This window comes from Henriciella mobilis (assembly GCF_003576315.1).
In the GTDB taxonomy this organism is placed as follows: Bacteria; Pseudomonadota; Alphaproteobacteria; order Caulobacterales; family Hyphomonadaceae; genus Henriciella; species Henriciella mobilis.
Map to the genome: position 1 here is coordinate 674,390 of NZ_QWFZ01000003.1, position 15,866 is coordinate 690,255.

At 63.3% G+C, this 15,866-nt stretch carries 15 protein-coding genes; 8 read left to right on the forward strand and 7 right to left on the reverse strand.

Going from position 1 to position 15,866, the window contains the following annotated elements; all coding sequences use genetic code 11:
• Positions 1–41: 41 nt before the first annotated feature.
• Genes D1227_RS03450 through D1227_RS03470 form a run of 5 tightly spaced genes read left to right on the forward strand, consistent with a single transcriptional unit; the run spans position 42 to position 4,377 of the window.
• Positions 42–1,301, forward strand: coding sequence for a cytochrome P450 (locus D1227_RS03450; RefSeq protein WP_119403775.1), 1,260 nt, complete (start codon positions 42–44; stop codon positions 1,299–1,301).
• Entirely contained in the window at positions 1,301–1,978 is a 678-nt protein-coding gene (locus D1227_RS03455; protein ID WP_119403776.1) for a TetR/AcrR family transcriptional regulator, read from the forward strand. Before D1227_RS03450 ends, D1227_RS03455 begins: the two co-directional genes overlap by 1 nt.
• Before the next feature lie 18 nt (positions 1,979–1,996).
• A complete protein-coding gene (locus D1227_RS03460) occupies positions 1,997–3,238 on the forward strand; it encodes an NAD(P)/FAD-dependent oxidoreductase (RefSeq protein ID WP_233352883.1) in 1,242 nt (413 codons plus the stop codon).
• Between the two features lie 14 nt (positions 3,239–3,252).
• Positions 3,253–3,573: a 2Fe-2S iron-sulfur cluster-binding protein gene (locus tag D1227_RS03465; RefSeq protein WP_119403777.1), complete on the forward strand. Its 321-nt coding sequence runs from the start codon at positions 3,253–3,255 to the stop codon at positions 3,571–3,573.
• Positions 3,574–3,591: 18 nt separating this feature from the next.
• Entirely contained in the window at positions 3,592–4,377 is a 786-nt protein-coding gene (locus D1227_RS03470; protein WP_119403778.1) for a thioesterase family protein, read from the forward strand.
• Positions 4,378–4,384: 7 nt separating this feature from the next.
• On the opposite strand, the gene D1227_RS03475 is transcribed toward D1227_RS03470, so the two are convergent.
• Positions 4,385–4,837 carry an Lrp/AsnC family transcriptional regulator gene (locus D1227_RS03475; protein ID WP_119403779.1) on the reverse strand — a complete coding sequence of 151 codons (453 nt, stop codon included), beginning with the start codon at positions 4,835–4,837 and terminating at the stop codon, positions 4,385–4,387.
• A 104-nt stretch (positions 4,838–4,941) separates the two neighbouring features.
• Between D1227_RS03475 and D1227_RS03480 the strand changes: the two genes are divergently transcribed.
• On the forward strand, positions 4,942–6,123 hold the full coding sequence (locus D1227_RS03480; RefSeq protein WP_119403780.1) for a PrnB family protein: 1,182 nt from the start codon (positions 4,942–4,944) through the stop codon (positions 6,121–6,123).
• Positions 6,124–6,224: 101 nt separating this feature from the next.
• On the opposite strand, the gene D1227_RS03485 is transcribed toward D1227_RS03480, so the two are convergent.
• Positions 6,225–6,632, reverse strand: a complete 408-nt coding sequence (locus D1227_RS03485; protein ID WP_119403781.1) for a F0F1 ATP synthase subunit epsilon — start codon at positions 6,630–6,632, stop codon at positions 6,225–6,227.
• 112 nt (positions 6,633–6,744) lie between these two features.
• On the opposite strand from D1227_RS03485, the gene D1227_RS03490 reads away from it, so the two are divergent.
• Positions 6,745–7,536, forward strand: a complete 792-nt coding sequence (locus tag D1227_RS03490; RefSeq protein WP_119403782.1) for an enoyl-CoA hydratase/isomerase family protein — start codon at positions 6,745–6,747, stop codon at positions 7,534–7,536.
• Positions 7,537–7,601: 65 nt separating this feature from the next.
• Here the strand turns inward: D1227_RS03490 and atpD are convergent, their stop codons facing one another.
• From atpD to D1227_RS03515, 5 genes are all read right to left on the reverse strand, one after another.
• Positions 7,602–9,029 carry a F0F1 ATP synthase subunit beta gene (gene atpD / locus D1227_RS03495; RefSeq protein ID WP_233349543.1) on the reverse strand — a complete coding sequence of 476 codons (1,428 nt, stop codon included), beginning with the start codon at positions 9,027–9,029 and terminating at the stop codon, positions 7,602–7,604.
• A gap of 345 nt (positions 9,030–9,374) precedes the next feature.
• Complete coding sequence (locus tag D1227_RS03500; RefSeq protein WP_119403783.1) at positions 9,375–10,259, reverse strand: F0F1 ATP synthase subunit gamma; 885 nt, start codon at positions 10,257–10,259, stop codon at positions 9,375–9,377.
• Between the two features lie 28 nt (positions 10,260–10,287).
• On the reverse strand, positions 10,288–11,823 hold the full coding sequence (gene atpA / locus D1227_RS03505; RefSeq protein ID WP_119375847.1) for a F0F1 ATP synthase subunit alpha: 1,536 nt from the start codon (positions 11,821–11,823) through the stop codon (positions 10,288–10,290).
• Between the two features lie 7 nt (positions 11,824–11,830).
• Positions 11,831–12,391, reverse strand: coding sequence for an ATP synthase F1 subunit delta (gene atpH, locus D1227_RS03510; protein ID WP_119403784.1), 561 nt, complete (start codon positions 12,389–12,391; stop codon positions 11,831–11,833).
• A 173-nt stretch (positions 12,392–12,564) separates the two neighbouring features.
• On the reverse strand, positions 12,565–14,733 hold the full coding sequence (locus D1227_RS03515) for a primosomal protein N' (RefSeq protein ID WP_119403785.1): 2,169 nt from the start codon (positions 14,731–14,733) through the stop codon (positions 12,565–12,567).
• A 127-nt stretch (positions 14,734–14,860) separates the two neighbouring features.
• On the opposite strand from D1227_RS03515, the gene D1227_RS03520 reads away from it, so the two are divergent.
• Positions 14,861–15,646: an enoyl-CoA hydratase/isomerase family protein gene (locus D1227_RS03520; protein WP_119403786.1), complete on the forward strand. Its 786-nt coding sequence runs from the start codon at positions 14,861–14,863 to the stop codon at positions 15,644–15,646.
• Positions 15,647–15,866: the final 220 nt, after the last annotated feature.

The following is a 15,866-nucleotide window of genomic DNA, read 5'->3' on the forward strand; positions in this document are numbered from 1 at the left end:
GGTATGTACCCTAAAAAAATAAATATACAGGGAGGAAGACCATGCCAGACACGATGCAGATCGATGAGGATATCCTGTCGCGAAACCTGAAGGGGCCGATCGAGTCGGTCGATCCGAGCGAAGCGGCGCTGTTCGAACACAACCTTCACCATGAGGTGTTCCGCCGGCTGAGGCATGAGGACCCGGTCCACTTCCTGCCCGACAGCCCGTTCGGGCCGTACTGGTCGATCACGAAGTTCAACGACATCGTCACGGTCGATTCCAACCACAAGGTCTTCTCATCCGAGCCGAGCATCGTGATCGGCGACCCGACGGACAATTTCCAGCCGCCCATGTTCATTGCGATGGACCAGCCCAAGCATGATGTTCAGCGCCGGGCGGCCCAGCCAGCGGTCGCGCCGAGCCAGCTATCGGAGCTGGAAGCGCTGATCCGTGAGCGGGTGTGCAACATTCTCGACTCGCTGCCGGTTGGAGAGACGTTCAACTGGGTCGACGAAGTCTCGATCGAGCTGACGACGCAGATGCTGGCGACGCTGTTCGATTTCCCCTTCGAGGATCGCCACAAGCTGCCCTTCTGGTCGGACGTCGCGACCACGTCGGATGCGGTTGGCGTCAAGGGCGCGGACATGGAATGGCGGATGAAGCACCTGACCGAGTGCCTGGAATATTTCTCCCGGCTCTGGGTCGAGCGGGCCCACCAGCCGCAGAAATTCGATTTCATCTCGCTGCTCGCCCACAATGACGAGACGCGGCACATGATCGATGACCCGATGGAGCTGCTCGGCAATCTGATGCTGCTCATTGTCGGCGGCAACGACACGACGCGAAATTCGATCTCCGGCGGGGTCTATTTCCTCAACAAGCATCCGGAGGAGTATGCCAAGCTGAAGGCCGACCCGTCGCTCATCCCGAATATGGTCTCCGAGATCATCCGCTACCAGACACCGCTCGCCCATATGCGCCGCATTGCGCTGGAGGATTTCGAGCTCGGCGGAAAGACGATCCGCAAGGGCGACAAGGTCGTGATGTGGTACTGCTCGGGCAATCGCGATGAAGACGTGATCGAGGAGCCGGACGCGTTCCGCATCGACCGCGAGCGGGCGCGCCACCACGTCTCCTTCGGCTTCGGAATCCATCGCTGCATGGGCAACCGCGTCGCCGAGATGCAGCTGCGCATCCTGTGGGAGGAAATCCTGGCCCGCTTCGACCGGATCGAACTGGTTGGTGAGCCGGTGCGCGTCAGCTCGAATTTCGTGACCGGCTATACCGAACTGCCCGTCCGGCTTCATCCGAAGACCTGATGGCGGCGAGGACGCGCGAGAAGATTGTCGACACGGCCAGGCAGCTGTTCAACCGGCTGCACTATGGCCATGTCACCACCGCCATGCTGGCCGAGGCGGTCGGCATTTCGGAAGGCAATCTCTGGTACCACTTCAAGACCAAGCGGGACCTGCTGGAGGCGATCACGGAGCGTTTCCTCGAGCGCAATGCCGCGCGCCTCAGGATCCGCCCGGACGGCGAGGATGTGATCGCGAGCTATGTCCGCTATCTCGAGGCGCTGGCGGGCGAGCTACGCGACTTCCGCTTCCTCTACCGTGACCAGGCGGACTATGGCGCCCATACCGACGCGCTGGAGGAGCGCCTGCCCGATATCTACCGCCAGTCGCTGGAGAATTTCTGCGATTTCTTCCGCGCGATGCGCGATCACGGTCTGCTCGATGTCGGCGAGGACGAGATCGAGGATCTGGCGATCAATTCGATCATCGTCATCCGTTACCAGCTCGAATACCTGCGGGAATCCGGACAGGCTGATACGGAGGGGTCAGGCGCTGTTTCCCGCGGCATTCGGCAGCATTTGACCTTGCTCTCCTATCGGCTTAATCCCGCTGCAAACACTGAGCTGCAGGGACGTATTGGCGCACTTGCAAGCACTGGGTTGAAAAATCGTGACGCCTGCGTCATGAAAGCGGAAACATAATGGGAGGGAGTGCAGGCCTTGGACCTGTCGACCGCAGAAAATATTGTCGTCATCGGTGGCGGCCAGGCTGGCGCACAGGCTGTGCAGTCGCTGCGCCTGTTCGGCTATGAAGGTGCGATCACGCTGGTCGGAGACGAGACGGCACTGCCCTATCAGCGCCCGCCCCTGTCGAAAGCCTATATGAAGGGCGAGATGGCCGAGGACCGCCTCTATTTCAAACCGGCCGCCTGGTATGAGGACAACAAGGTCGAGACGCTGCTCTCCCAGCGCGTCGAAAAGATTGACCGCTCGGCGCGCGAGGTTCATCTCGAACATGGCGGCAAGCTGGCCTATGACGCGCTGATCATCGCGACCGGGTCGCGCCCGCGCGCGCTGCCGGTCGAGGGGGCGGATCTCGAAAACGTCTTCGACCTGCGCGGCATCTCCGATGTCGAACACATCCGGCCGAAAATGATCGCCGGCACGAGGCTGGTGATTGTCGGGGCCGGCTATATCGGCCTGGAAGCGGCGGCTGTGGCGCGCCAGCTTGGCCTTGAAGTAACCGTTCTGGAAATGGCGGGCCGCGTGCTGGAGCGCGTGACGAGCCCCGTCATCTCCGAATTCTACCAGGAGCTGCACCGCGGCCACGGCGTCGATATCCGCCTCGGCGCGCGGCTTTCGAAGCTGAAGGGTGAGGGCGGCAAGGTCACCCATGCGGTGCTCGCCGATGGCGAGGAAATCCCCGCTGACATGGTGCTCGCCGGAATCGGCATCGTGCCGAATGTGGAGCTCGCCGAAGCGGCGGGGCTGCCCTGCCGGAACGGGATCATTGTCGACGAGGATGCCCGCACATCCGACCCGCGCATCTTCGCGGCCGGTGACTGCACCGTGCGCCCGCTCGCCCACTATGCCCGCACCGGGCGGCTGGAAAGCGTCCACAATGCTATCGAGCAGGGCAAGCTCGCTGCGGCCGCCATCATGGGCAAGCCGCGCCCGGCCATCGACTGCCCGTGGTTCTGGTCCGACCAGTATGACATCAAGCTGCAGATTGCCGGCCTGTCGCAGGGCCATGACGAGGTGGTGGTGCGCGGCGACCGGGCCGGAAATAAATTTGCAGCCTTTTACCTGAAGAATGGCCGCCTGATCGCCGTCGACGCGGTCAACAGCCCACCCGAATTCATCGCATCCAAGAAGCTGATCATGAACGGAGCCGTCATTGCACCAGACCAGCTCAGCGATACATCCAAGAGTATGAAAGACATCGCGGCCGAAGCCGCCTGAGGAGAACCGACTGCATGCCTACTATCATCTATATCGACCATGACGGTAACGAGCGCCAGATCGAGGCCAAGAACGGCGAATCCGTCATGGAGACGGCGATCAAGAATTCCGTGCCCGGCATCGACGCCGATTGCGGCGGCGCCTGCGCCTGCGCAACCTGCCACGTCTATGTCGACGAGGCTTTCATGGACAAGGTCGGCCAGCCGGAAGACATGGAACAGTCCATGCTCGACTTCGCTGAGAACGTTCAGGCGAATTCGCGCCTGTCCTGTCAGATCACCGTCTCGGATGACCTGGACGGCCTGCGCGTGACCACGCCGGAGAGCCAGCACTAGCTGCTCGCGCGTGCGCCCATGCCGCTCTACAGCGAACTCATTGCCGGTCTCAAGCGCGGCACCCATGGCCGGATCGAGGCCAAGGTTCCTGACGACTGGCTGCAGGGGCGTACCACCTATGGCGGGCTGACGGCGGCGCTGTGCCTGGAATCGGCCCTGGAGCTGGTTCCGGACATGCCCGTCCGCGCCGCCCAGGTGGCCTTTATCGGGCCTGTCGGCGGGGACGTCGTGATCTCGCCCAGCGTCCTTCGCCGCGGCAAGTCATCGGCCTTCGTGAATGCCGACCTGGTGACTGAAGAAGGCATCATGGCGCGCTGCATCTTCACCTTCGGAGCAAAGCGCCCCTCGAAGCTCGACCAGCGCTCGCGGGCCTGTCCGGACGTGAAGGGCCCGGAAGACTGCCCATCCTTCTTCGGCGAGCGGCGGCCCAATTTCGCGAACCATTTTAATATTCGCCTCGCGGGCGGGAACCGTCCGATGAGCGGCGCAGAACATGGCGACATGACGCTCTGGCTGCGCCACAAGGATGAAGGGGCGCTGTGGAATGCGACGACGCTGCTGTCGCTCGCCGATGCGCCGCCGCCAGCCGCGATGTCGATGATGACCGAGCCGGCGCCGATCAGCTCGATGACATGGATGGCGGAATTCCTCAGCGAGGAGATCACCACCACGGAAGGCTGGTTCATCGCCCATCATGAGGCGCAGGCGACCCGTCACGGCTATTCCAGCCAGTCCATGCGCCTGTGGAACGCCTCCGGCGATCCGGTCCTGATCGGCCGTCAGACTGTGGCGGTGTTCGGCTAACGGCCCGTCAGGCCCGCATATCCTTCGAAGACCCAAGCGAAATGTATGACGTGATGCTGGCAACCTGCGGCAGGACGCCCAGCGTGTCGGCATGGAAGGCCTTGTAGGCGGCAAGATCTGCCACCTCCACTCGAAGCAGATATTCCACATTGCCGGTGATGTTATGGCACTCGCGCACTTCCGGGGCGTGGTTCATGGCCTGTTCGAAAGCGCGGGCATCTTTCTTCAGGTGCGCCGCCAGGCCGACCATCACGAAGATTGTGATGGCGGAGCCGAGTTTCGAACGGTCGATAATGGCGCGGTAGCCGCTGATGATACCAGACCGCTCCAACTCCTGGACGCGGCGCAGGCAGGCCGAGGGCGACAGGCCAACCCGGGCGGCGAGATCGACATTGCTTAGCCGCCCTTCGTTTTCGAGGGTGTGCAATATTCGACGGTTCATGTCGTCTAGTGTGATCATTAATTGCATATATGGCTATCAGGAGACGAGAAAAGCAAGAAAAAGCGCCTCAGAATGGATTATCATTGCGGCGATCATAAAGAACACGCAATGGAGGTCCGCAAATGCCGATCCGGCCGCTCGAATCCTATGACGTTTCCGCCGAGCGCGGTTTTCTCTGCAAGTATGAGGCAGGCGAGGTGACCTTGCCCGGCGCTTTTGCCGAGGCACGGGACGTCGCGATGAGGCTGCCGCAGATCCTGCCCACCGGACGTACGCGGGCGCTATTGCTCGACAAGCTGCCCGATACTCTCCGGCAAGGCGATGTCGATGCGCTCAGCGACGCTGAAGCGCGTATGGCAATGGTGCATTATTCCTTCATGGTGCAGGCCTATGTCTGGGGCGAGGCAAAAGCGCCGTCCGTGCTGCCGCGCCAGCTTGCCCAGCCGATCAGCTGGCTTGCCGACAGGCTCGGACAACAGCCGCTCCTGCCCTATAGCGGCTATGTGCTGGACAACTGGGCGCGCTTCGATGCGGCCGCGCCCATCGATCTCGACAATGTCTACATGATCCAGAATTTCGCGAGCGGCATCGACGAGGCCTGGTTCGTGCTCGTCCATGTTGCCATTGAAGCAGCCGCCGGCGAGGCACTGGCCGCCTTCGGGCCGGTGATCGAGGCCGTCGAAGCAGGCGATGCTGGCACGGTGCAGCGCCGCCTCGAAGTGATGGCGGGCGTCTGGGCAAAGATCAATGCCATCTTCGACCGCATGCCTGAACAATGCGATCCCTATATCTATTTCGAGCGTGTACGGCCCTACATTCATGGCTGGAAGGACAATCCGGCCCTGCCGGACGGCATCGTCTATGAAGGTGTCAGCGCGCATGACGGCCAGCCTGTCGCGTTTCGCGGGCAGACCGGTTCGCAATCCTCCATCGTGCCGGCCATGGATGCGCTGCTGGGGGTCGGCCATGCCGCCGATCCGATGCGTACCTATCTCGATGAGCTACATATTTACCGCCCGCCGCACCATCGCGCGTTCATTGATGATGTGCGTGAGGCGAGCGGCTTGCGAGACTTTGTGCGGCGCGCCGGTTCGCGGGGATTGATCGATGCCTATAACGGCCTGATCCAGGCGGTCGCGGACTTCAGGACCCGCCACCTCGAATATGCGGCAAGCTATATCAACCGGCAGTCTCGCATGGCGGCCGGTAACGATACCGATGTCGGTACGGGCGGCACGCCCTTCATGAAGTACCTGAAGAAGCACCGCGACGAGACGCGGGCGCGGATGCTGGAGCTGGCCTGAGAGGGTTGCGCCGCAGAGGATGCGCGATTGCACCAGCCATAACGTGTCGTCCGCCCTGGCGGGCGGAACGGGACGGGCGTGACTTTAGCAGGTGTAGTGTCCTAGTGGACGACGGCGGCCTTGAGGTCGCTCAGATAGTCGACATGGGCCTGCAGCGCGCCGTGATGCGGACTGTCCTTGCCTTCGGACAGGAGCTTCGTCTTCGCTTCCTCAAGCTCGGCATCGACGTCGGCCACATTGACCGAAGCGAGATCGACGGCTTCTTCCGCCAGGATCGTCAGGCCAGCCGGCGTGACATCGGCGAAGCCGCCGCGCACGAACAGGCGCATCGTGGTCCTGTCGCCTTCGAGGACGCGGACAACGCCATTCTTCAGCGTCGACATGAAGGGCGCATGGTTCACCAGCACACCGAACTCGCCCTCGGTGCCGGGCGCGATCACATGGTCCACCTCGCCGGAGAACAGCTCCTTGGCGGGCGATACGAGCGAGAAGTGAAGTTTTTCAGCCATCGAAGGTCAATCCGGATTACTGTGCTGCGATCTCAATACTGATTGGGACGCCAATGTCCACCGGGACGTGCTGTCGCGGCGGGAGAAAGGTGAGATGCGAAAGGAGGGAGCGATGGGCGATCTGGTGACAATCGAGCGGCAAGGCCGCGTTGCAATCGTTCGTTTCGATACGGGCACGCGTGCGAATGCGCTTAGCCAGGCCCTCATCCGGGAACTGACAGACGCCGCGCGCCAGTTCCATGACGCGCCTGACGTCTCGGCGGTCGTCCTGACCGGGCGGGCCGACCAGTTCACGCTTGGTGCGGACCTCAAGGATCCGGAGCGGGCGGCTTCAGCGGATGCCGGGCTCAGCGAACGGCGGATCCTGCTGCGGGCCGGCCCGCGCCTCTGTCAGGCCTGGGAGGATGTCGACGCGCTGACAATCTGCGCGATCGAGGGCTGGTGCGTGGGCGGCGGGATGGCGCTTGCGGCGGCCTGCGACCTGCGTGTCGCTTCGCGCGAGGCCATGCTCTACGTCCCAGAGGTCGAGCGCGGAATGAATATGAGCTGGGGCTCGATACCCCGCTTCGTTGCGCTGGTTGGCCCCGCGCGCACCAAGCGCCTCGCGGCACTATGCGAGAAAGTGCCGGCGCAGACCGCCTATGATTGGGGGCTGTGCGACCATCTCACCGAACCTGGCGGCGCGCTGCGCCATGCGCTGGAGGTCGCCGAGAGGGCGTCCGGCCTGCCGCCGACGGCGCTGAAAATGGTCAAGCAGGACGTGAATGTCGCCGCGCACGCCCTCGCCCGCGCGACAGCCCATCGCGACCTCGAAGCCTTCCTGCTGACGCAGGAGTCAGAGGATTTCAGGGAGGGGGTCGCAGCCTTCCTGGAGGGGCGCAAGCCGGACTATTCGGGGAATTGAAACAAAAAACAGCCGCATCGTTTCCGATGCGGCTGCTGAATTCAATAGTGATGTGGGAGTGACGCCTACGCGTCTTCCATCATCTTCTCGGCCTTCTTGATTGCCTGGTCCATGTTGCCGACCATGTAGAAGGCCTGCTCGGGCAGGTGGTCATACTCGCCTGCGATGAGGCCCTTGAAGCCCTTGATCGTGTCTTCGAGCTTGACCTGCTCACCCGGCGAGCCGGTGAAGACTTCGGCCACGTCGAACGGCTGGGACAGGAAGCGCTCCACTTTCCGGGCACGCGCGACGACCATCTTGTCCTCTTCCGACAGCTCGTCCATGCCGAGAATGGCGATGATGTCCTGAAGCTCCTTGTAGCGCTGCAGGATCTCCTGCACGCCGCGGGCGACTTCATAGTGCTCTTCGCCAACGACCATCGGGTCGAGGATCCGTGAGGAGCTGTCGAGCGGGTCAACGGCCGGGTAGATACCCTTTTCCGAGATCGCGCGGTTGAGAACCGTGGTCGCGTCAAGGTGGGCGAAGGAGGTGGCCGGGGCCGGGTCGGTGAGGTCGTCAGCCGGAACGTAGACGGCCTGGATCGAGGTGATCGAGCCCTTGGTCGTGGAAGTAATACGCTCCTGCAGCTGACCCATGTCGGTTGCCAGGGTCGGCTGGTAGCCCACAGCGGACGGGATCCGGCCGAGAAGGGCGGACACCTCGGCGCCGGCCTGGGTGAAGCGGAAGATGTTGTCGACGAAGAACAGGACGTCCTTGCCTTCCTGGTCGCGGAAGTATTCGGCCTGGGTGAGGCCAGTCAGGGCGACGCGGGCACGGGCACCGGGCGGCTCGTTCATCTGGCCGTAGACCAGCGCCACGCGGCTTTCGCCGTCGAGATCGATCACGTTGGATTCGATCATTTCGTAATAGAGGTCGTTGCCTTCGCGCGTCCGCTCGCCGACGCCGGCGAAGACCGAATACCCGCCGAACAGCTTGGCGATGTTGTTGATCAGTTCCTGGATGAGAACCGTCTTGCCAACGCCGGCACCGCCGAACAGGCCGATCTTGCCGCCCTTTGCGTACGGGCAGAGAAGGTCGATGACCTTGATGCCGGTGACGAGGATTTCGGCTTCGGTCGACTGGTCGACGAATTCCGGGGCCGGGGCGTGGATCGGCGCGCGCTGCTTGGTGTTGACCGGGCCGCGCTCGTCGATCGGCTCACCGATGACGTTCATGATGCGGCCGAGCGTTTCCGGGCCAACCGGCACGCGGATCGGCTCGCCAAGGTCCTTCACCGGGTGGCCGCGAACGAGCCCTTCGGTGGAGTCCATGGCGATGGTACGGACCGTGTTCTCGCCGAGGTGCTGGGCAACTTCGAGCACCAGGCGGGTGCCGTTATTGTCCGTTTCGAGGGCGTTGAGGATGTCCGGCAGTTGGCCGTCGAATTCAACGTCGACGACGGCGCCGATGACCTGAGAGATTTTGCCGGTGGCGTCGGCTGCAGAGCTGCTCATGGAAGGCGTCTCCTTGGGAGCGGGTGATGTTTTTGGCTTGGAAGCCGGCTTGGATGTTGCCGCCGGCTTAGGGGCAGATTCTTTGGCGGGCGCAGCGGCCGGAGCCTTGGCTTCGGCTTCGGCAGGCTTGCAGACGCCGCAGGCGCGGGTGTCTTTCTGCTTCAGCGACTTGGCGGTCTTTTCCGCCTCGGCGAAGGTCGCGAAGGGGCCGTGCCACTTGTCGTCATCATTGGTCTGGTCGCCGCCGACGCCCTGACCATGATTGCAATAGCGGCAATCGCCTGCGTGGATGCGTGCACGCTTGTTGGAGAAGTGTTCGTAAACCCAGAAATCCATCGTCTTATCCTACAGGGCCTCGGCACCGGAGATGATCTCGATCAGCTCCTTGGTGATCTGGGCCTGACGGGCCCGGTTATATTGCAGCGACAGGTCGTCGATCATCTCGCCGGCATTACGGGTCGCGTTGTCCATGGCGGACATGCGCGAGGCCTGCTCGCCAGCGCCGCTTTCCAGCATTGCGGAGATGATCTGCGTATTGATGTAGCGCGGCAGCAGCGTCTCGAGGATCTCTTCCTGCGAGGGCTCATACTGGTAGATCGCGCCCTGAAGGTCGATCGTCTCGGCATCTTCCGGCGCCTTTGCCGGGATCAGCTGCTGGGCGGTCGGGACCTGGGTCAGCACGTTCTTGAATTGGCTGTAGACGAGCGTTGCGACGTCGAACTCGCCATCCTCGAAGCGCTGCGTGATCTCGCTGCCGAGGCCGATGCCGGCGTCGGTATAGTCATTGCCGCGCACGTCGGAGAGGTCGACATGGCCGATGAACAGCTCGGCATATTCGCGCTTCAGCTGTTCGCGGCCCTTCTTGCCAACGGTCAGGATCTTCACCGTCTTGCCGCCCGTGATCAGCTCACGGATGACCCGGCGCGCTTCCTTGACGACATAGGAGTTAAAGCCGCCGCACAGGCCGCGCTCGGCGGTCATCACGACGACAAGATGGGTGGCGTCCTTGCCCGTTCCGGAGAGCAGCTTCGGTCCGCCCGCGCCCTCGCCCATCGAGCCGGCGAGGTTGGCCACCACGGCCGACATGCGCTGGGCATAGGGACGGGACGCCGAAGCGGCTTCCTGCGCACGCTTCAGCTTGGCGGCAGCAACCATCTGCATCGCCTTGGTGATCTTCCGCGTGGATTTCACGCTGTTGATCCGGTTTTTCAGATCCTTGAGGCTGGGCATCGCTCAGCTCCTGATAGCGTGGTCGGACTTAGGCGAAGGCCTTGGTGAATTCGTCGAGCGTTGCCTTGATCTCGGCATCGATCTCGTCGGTCAGGGCCTTTTCCTTGCGGATCTTGGCGAGCAGGTCCTTCTTCGCACCGCGCAGGTGGGTCAGGAGTTCCTTCTCGTAACGGGTCACCTGACGGGTCGGAACACCGTCGAGATAGCCGCGCGTACCGGCGTAAAGCACGACAACCTGCTCTTCCATCTGCAGCGGCGAGAATTGCGGCTGCTTGAGGAGCTCGGTCAGGCGCTCACCGCGGTTCAAGAGGCGCTGGGTCGCAGCGTCGAGGTCGGAGCCGAACTTCGCGAAGGCGGCCATCTCGCGATACTGGGCGAGTTCACCCTTCATCGAGCCGGCAACCTTCTTCATCGCCTTGGTCTGCGCAGCAGAGCCCACACGCGACACCGACAGGCCGACGTTCACGGCCGGGCGGATGCCTTGGTAGAAGAGGTCGGTCTCGAGGAAGATCTGACCGTCGGTAATCGAGATGACGTTCGTCGGAATATAGGCCGACACGTCGTTGGCCTGGGTTTCGATGATCGGCAGGGCCGTCAGCGAGCCGGAGCCATGGTTCTCGTTCAGCTTCGCCGCGCGCTCGAGCAGGCGGGAGTGGAGGTAGAACACGTCACCCGGATAGGCCTCGCGGCCCGGCGGGCGGCGCAGCAGCAGGGACATCTGACGATACGCAACGGCCTGCTTGGACAGGTCATCATAGATGATCAGCGCGTGCATGCCGTTGTCGCGGAACCATTCGCCGATCGTGCAGCCGGTGAACGGAGCAAGGTATTGCAGCGGGGCCGGCTCGGACGCGGTGGCCGAAACGACGACCGTGTAGTCCATGGCGCCGCGCTCTTCGAGCGTCTTGACGACCTGGGCCACCGTGGAGCGCTTCTGGCCGATGGCGACATAGACGCAGAACAGCTTCTCGCTGTCGTCTTTCGCGGCATCGTTGGTCTGCTTCTGGTTCAGGATGGTGTCGACGCAGATGGCGGTCTTGCCGGTCTGGCGGTCACCAATGATCAGCTCGCGCTGGCCACGGCCGACCGGGATCATGCCATCAATCGCCTTCAGGCCGGTCATCATCGGCTCGTGCACGGATTTGCGCGGCAGGATGCCCGGGGCCTTCACGTCAACGCGGTTCCGCGAAGCGACGTCGGCGATGGCGCCCTTGCCGTCGATCGGCTCACCCAGCGGGTTCACGACGCGGCCAAGCAGGCCCTTGCCGACCGGTGCGGCCACAATCTCGTTGAGGCGCTTGACGGTGTCGCCTTCCTTGATGCCGCGGTCGTCGCCGAAGATCACGACGCCGACATTGTCGGCTTCCAGGTTCAGGGCCATGCCCTTGATGCCGCCGTCAAACTCAACCGTTTCACCGGCCTGGACATTGTCGAGGCCGTAAATACGGGCGATGCCGTCACCGACGGACAGCACCTGGCCAACGTCGGAGACCTCTGCCTCGACGCCAAAATTTTCGATCTGGGATTTCAGGATGCCTGAAATTTCTGCAGCGCTGATGTCCATCGAGCTTCTAAGCTCCCTTCATGGCGGTGTTCATACGGTCAAGTTTCGAGGCGACGCTGGTGTCGATCAGGGTTGATCCGACGCGCAGCTGGATGCCGCCGATGAGGCCAGGTTCGACCTCGGTTTCAAGTTCCACATCGCTTCCGACCGCTTTCTTCAGCACAGCTTCAAGCTTCTTGCGCTGGTCGGCGGTCATCTCTTCGGCGGTCCGGGCGAGGGCCCGCTTCACGCCGCGATGTTTCGCATAGAGTTCGTCAAAGTAGCTCGCTGCGCCCAGGACCTCGTCGGAACGGCCATTCGTGGCCATCGTGGCGAGGAAATTGGAAGCGAGCTTGCTGAGGCCGGCCTTGGCGGCGACGGCGACCAGGCCCTTGGCCTTGTCCTCGCGCGCAAAGGCGGGCGACTCCAGGAGAACGGACAGGTCCTTGCTGCCTGCCGCCATGGCGATCAGGCTTTTGAGGTCCTTCGAGACCGTTTCCAGTTCGCCTTTTTCCTTGGCGAGATCGAACAGGGCGCTCGCATAGCGGCGCGCCGTTTCATTGGCATGGGAGGCGGAAGATGCGGCCAAGACCTAAGTTCCGTCTGTTGTCGGGCGGAAGTGCCCCGAGAGTGAAACACAAGCATATGGGCTGGCAGGCAATGAGCCCCAACCCGATGCATGGAGGGGCGCTTAGCACTTCGTCTGAACCCTGACAACATGGCCGCAGCGGTAGAATTGCGACCGATTGGCACATTCCTCAATCAGAGGAAGGAATATGGGTCGATATCGGCGGAGACTCGCACGGCGGTCGGGAGCTTCAGTCCCTTCAGCCAAGCCGCCATGTAAGCCGACAGGTCGATCTCGCGCGTACTGGTGACGAGGAAGCGGATACGGTGGCGTCCGCGCAGGATCCCGATCGGGGCCGGGGCCGGGCCGTAAACCGTGATTCCCTCGCCATTCGGCGCCGCCGCGCCGGTGATGCGCCCCGCTTCCTCGATCATCTCCGCCGAAGGGGCCGACAGGATCAGCGCCGCCATCCGGCCGAAAGGCGGCAGGCCAAGCTCGGCGCGTACATCGCGCTCGATCTGCAGGAAGCCGTCACGATCCCCCTCGGCCAGGGCGATCATGGCGGGGTTCTCGGTCGCGTAGGTCTGTACCAGCGCGCGGCCGGGCCGTTCGGCGCGGCCTGCCCGGCCGGCGACCTGTGACAGGAGCTGGAAGGTCCGCTCGCCCGCGCGCAGATCCCCGCCCTTCATCGAGCTGTCGGCGTCGACAATGCCGACCAGGGTGAGGTTCGGGAAATTGTGGCCCTTGGCGACGATCTGCGTGCCGACCAGTACATCGATCTCGCCAGCGGCCATCCGCTCGACGATGCCGCGCGTATCCTCGCCGGTCTGGGCGGTATCGGAGGAGAAAATCTCCACGCGGGCCCCGGGCAGCAGCTGTCGCACCTCCTCGGCCACGCGCTCCACGCCGGGGCCGACCCCCATCAGCGAGTCCTTTGCCCCGCACATCGGGCAGGCCGCCGGCTTCGGCATCGACCAGCCGGTGAGGTGACAGACGAGGCGGTTTGTATAGCGATGCTCGGTCAGCCAGCTTTCCGTCGCCGGGCTTTTCAGCCGCTCACCGCAGGCCTTGCAGATGACAAGCGGCGCATAGCCGCGCCGGTTCAGGAAGAGCAGCGATTGCTCGCCCGCCTCGAAGGTTTCAGTCAGTGCATGGGTGAGCCTGGAGGACAGCCAGTGACCCTTCTCTGGCGGATCGGTGCGAAGGTCGACGAGTTCTATGTCCGGCAGCTTTGCCGCGCCAGGCCGGGCCGAGAGTTTGAGGCGCTGGTAGCGGCCCTGTTCGGCATTCACCACGGTTTCAAGCGCCGGTGTCGCGGACGCCAGGATAATCGCCGCGTCTTCCAGTTTGGCGCGCATCACGCCCATGTCGCGGGCATGATAGGTGACGCCATCTTCCTGCTTGAAGCTGGTGTCATGCTCCTCATCGACAATTATGAGCTTGAGGTTCCGGAAAGGCAGGAACAGCGCCGAGCGCGCGCCGATCACGATGCGCGCGCGGCCATGCGCGGTCTCGCGCCAGGTGCGGCGGCGCTCGGCATCGCTGAGACCGGAATGCCATGGCGCAGGCGGGGCGCCGAAGCGCGCTTCGAAGCGTTTCAGCACGGCCTGTGTCAGTGCGATTTCCGGCAGCAGGACCAGCACTTGCGCGTCCCCTGCCTTCGACAGGGCCTCGGCGATGGCCTCGAAATAGACCTCCGTCTTGCCCGAACCGGTAATGCCATCGAGGAGGAAGGGCTGGAAACCGCCTTTTGCGATGGCCGCGCGCAGCGTCTCGCCGGCCTCCTGCTGCTCGCCTGTCAGATGCTCGCCGCGTGCGAAATTGGTCGGCTGGGGGTAGGGCAGGTCGGTCTCGACCTCGCGGGCCTCCAGCGAGCCGACATCGACAAGGCCTTTCACCACGCCGGGCGAGACACCCGCCTGCCGGGCCAGCTCCGCGGCATTGGTCGGGCCCGCCTCACGGGCCGCCTCAAGGACTTTGATCCGCGCATCCGTCATCCGGTTGGAGCGGTGCCCCGTCGGCACGTAGAGCGTCTGCGTCGGCGACGGGGTGAGCCCGCCACGGGCACGCAGCACCATGGCCAGCACATGGCCCGGATGGGCGACATTGTAGCGGGCGGCAAAGCTCACGAATTTCCGCATCGCCTCGGTCATCGGAGGGACAGGAAAGACATCGAGGACCGGCTTCAGCTCTCGCGTATCGTCTTCTGCGCGCTCTTTCACCTCCCAGACAACGCCGGTCCGCTCGATCTTGCCGAGCGGGGCGCGGACATAGCTGCCAGGCTGCACGTCGAGACCGTCCGGAATGGCATAGTCGAACGGCTCGGGCAGGGGCAGCGGGAAGAGGATGCGGGCGAGTTTCATGTGTCAGCAGGGTTTAGTCCGGCCAGCCGATTCCGTCACCCATCGGTTGCTGCTTGGCGCGGCGTCACGATTGACGCGGCGGGCCGTGGTGGCAGGCTTCCCGGCAAAAGAACAAGCGGAGGAACGCATGAGTGAGATCCTGAAGATCGAGACGCATGGCCATGTCAGCGTCCTGACCCTGAACCGGCCGGAAGCGATGAACGCGCTGGACTATCCGCTCTATGCCGCGCTTGAGGATGCGGTGCGTGAAAGCGAGGCGCGTTGCATGATCATCACCGGTTCGGGTGAGCGGGCCTTCTGTTCCGGCGATGATGTGAAGCAGATCCTCTCAAAGGGTGCGCCATCGGATGAAAGCATGGCCAAGCGCTCGCAGAAGACGGGCGGGCTGACGCCAGCAGCCGACGCGCTGTTGCACACCGACATCCCGGTGATCGCCGCCATCAACGGGTTCGCCCTCGGCTGGGGGGCTGAACTCGCCATCATGGCGGACATTCGCGTCATGGCCGACACGGCAAAGTTCGGGGAGATTTTCGTCAAGCGCGGGCTCTGCTGCGACGCGCCGGGGCTTGGCCGGCTGGCGCAGCTTGTCGGTCGCGAGCAGGCAAGCGAGCTTCTCTTTACCGGCGACATCATCGATGCGGCGCGGGCAAAGGAGATCGGCCTTGTCAGCCGGGTCGTGCCACAGGCCGACCTCCTGCCGACGGCGCTCGGGATTGCCCAGAAGATCGCTGCCAACCCGCCCCAGGCCGTTCAGGCGCTGAAAGCGGGCCTGCGCCGCACGCTGGACCCGGACTGGCGCGATACGGGGCTGTGGGCGATTACCGAAATCCGCCGGCTGATGGCGACCGAGGACGCCAAGGAGAGCGCCGCGGCCTTCATCGAAAAGCGCGACCCGGTGTTCACGGGGCGATAAGGCGGTTATCTTCTATCGGGAATACGGGAGCGAGATATTGCGGTGGATGTTCCACAAATATGCGGTGGCGGGGTACATCACTTTTTACCTCCTGTTCCTCGGATCTGTCGCGCTCGCCGCTGCGGACCTAATCCCGGGTTTCGTCGTCTTTCCAGCTTTTTTCGTCGGCATTCTTGTAATGATTGTCTCACTAATCATGGCAGTATCCAGCGGTTAGGCA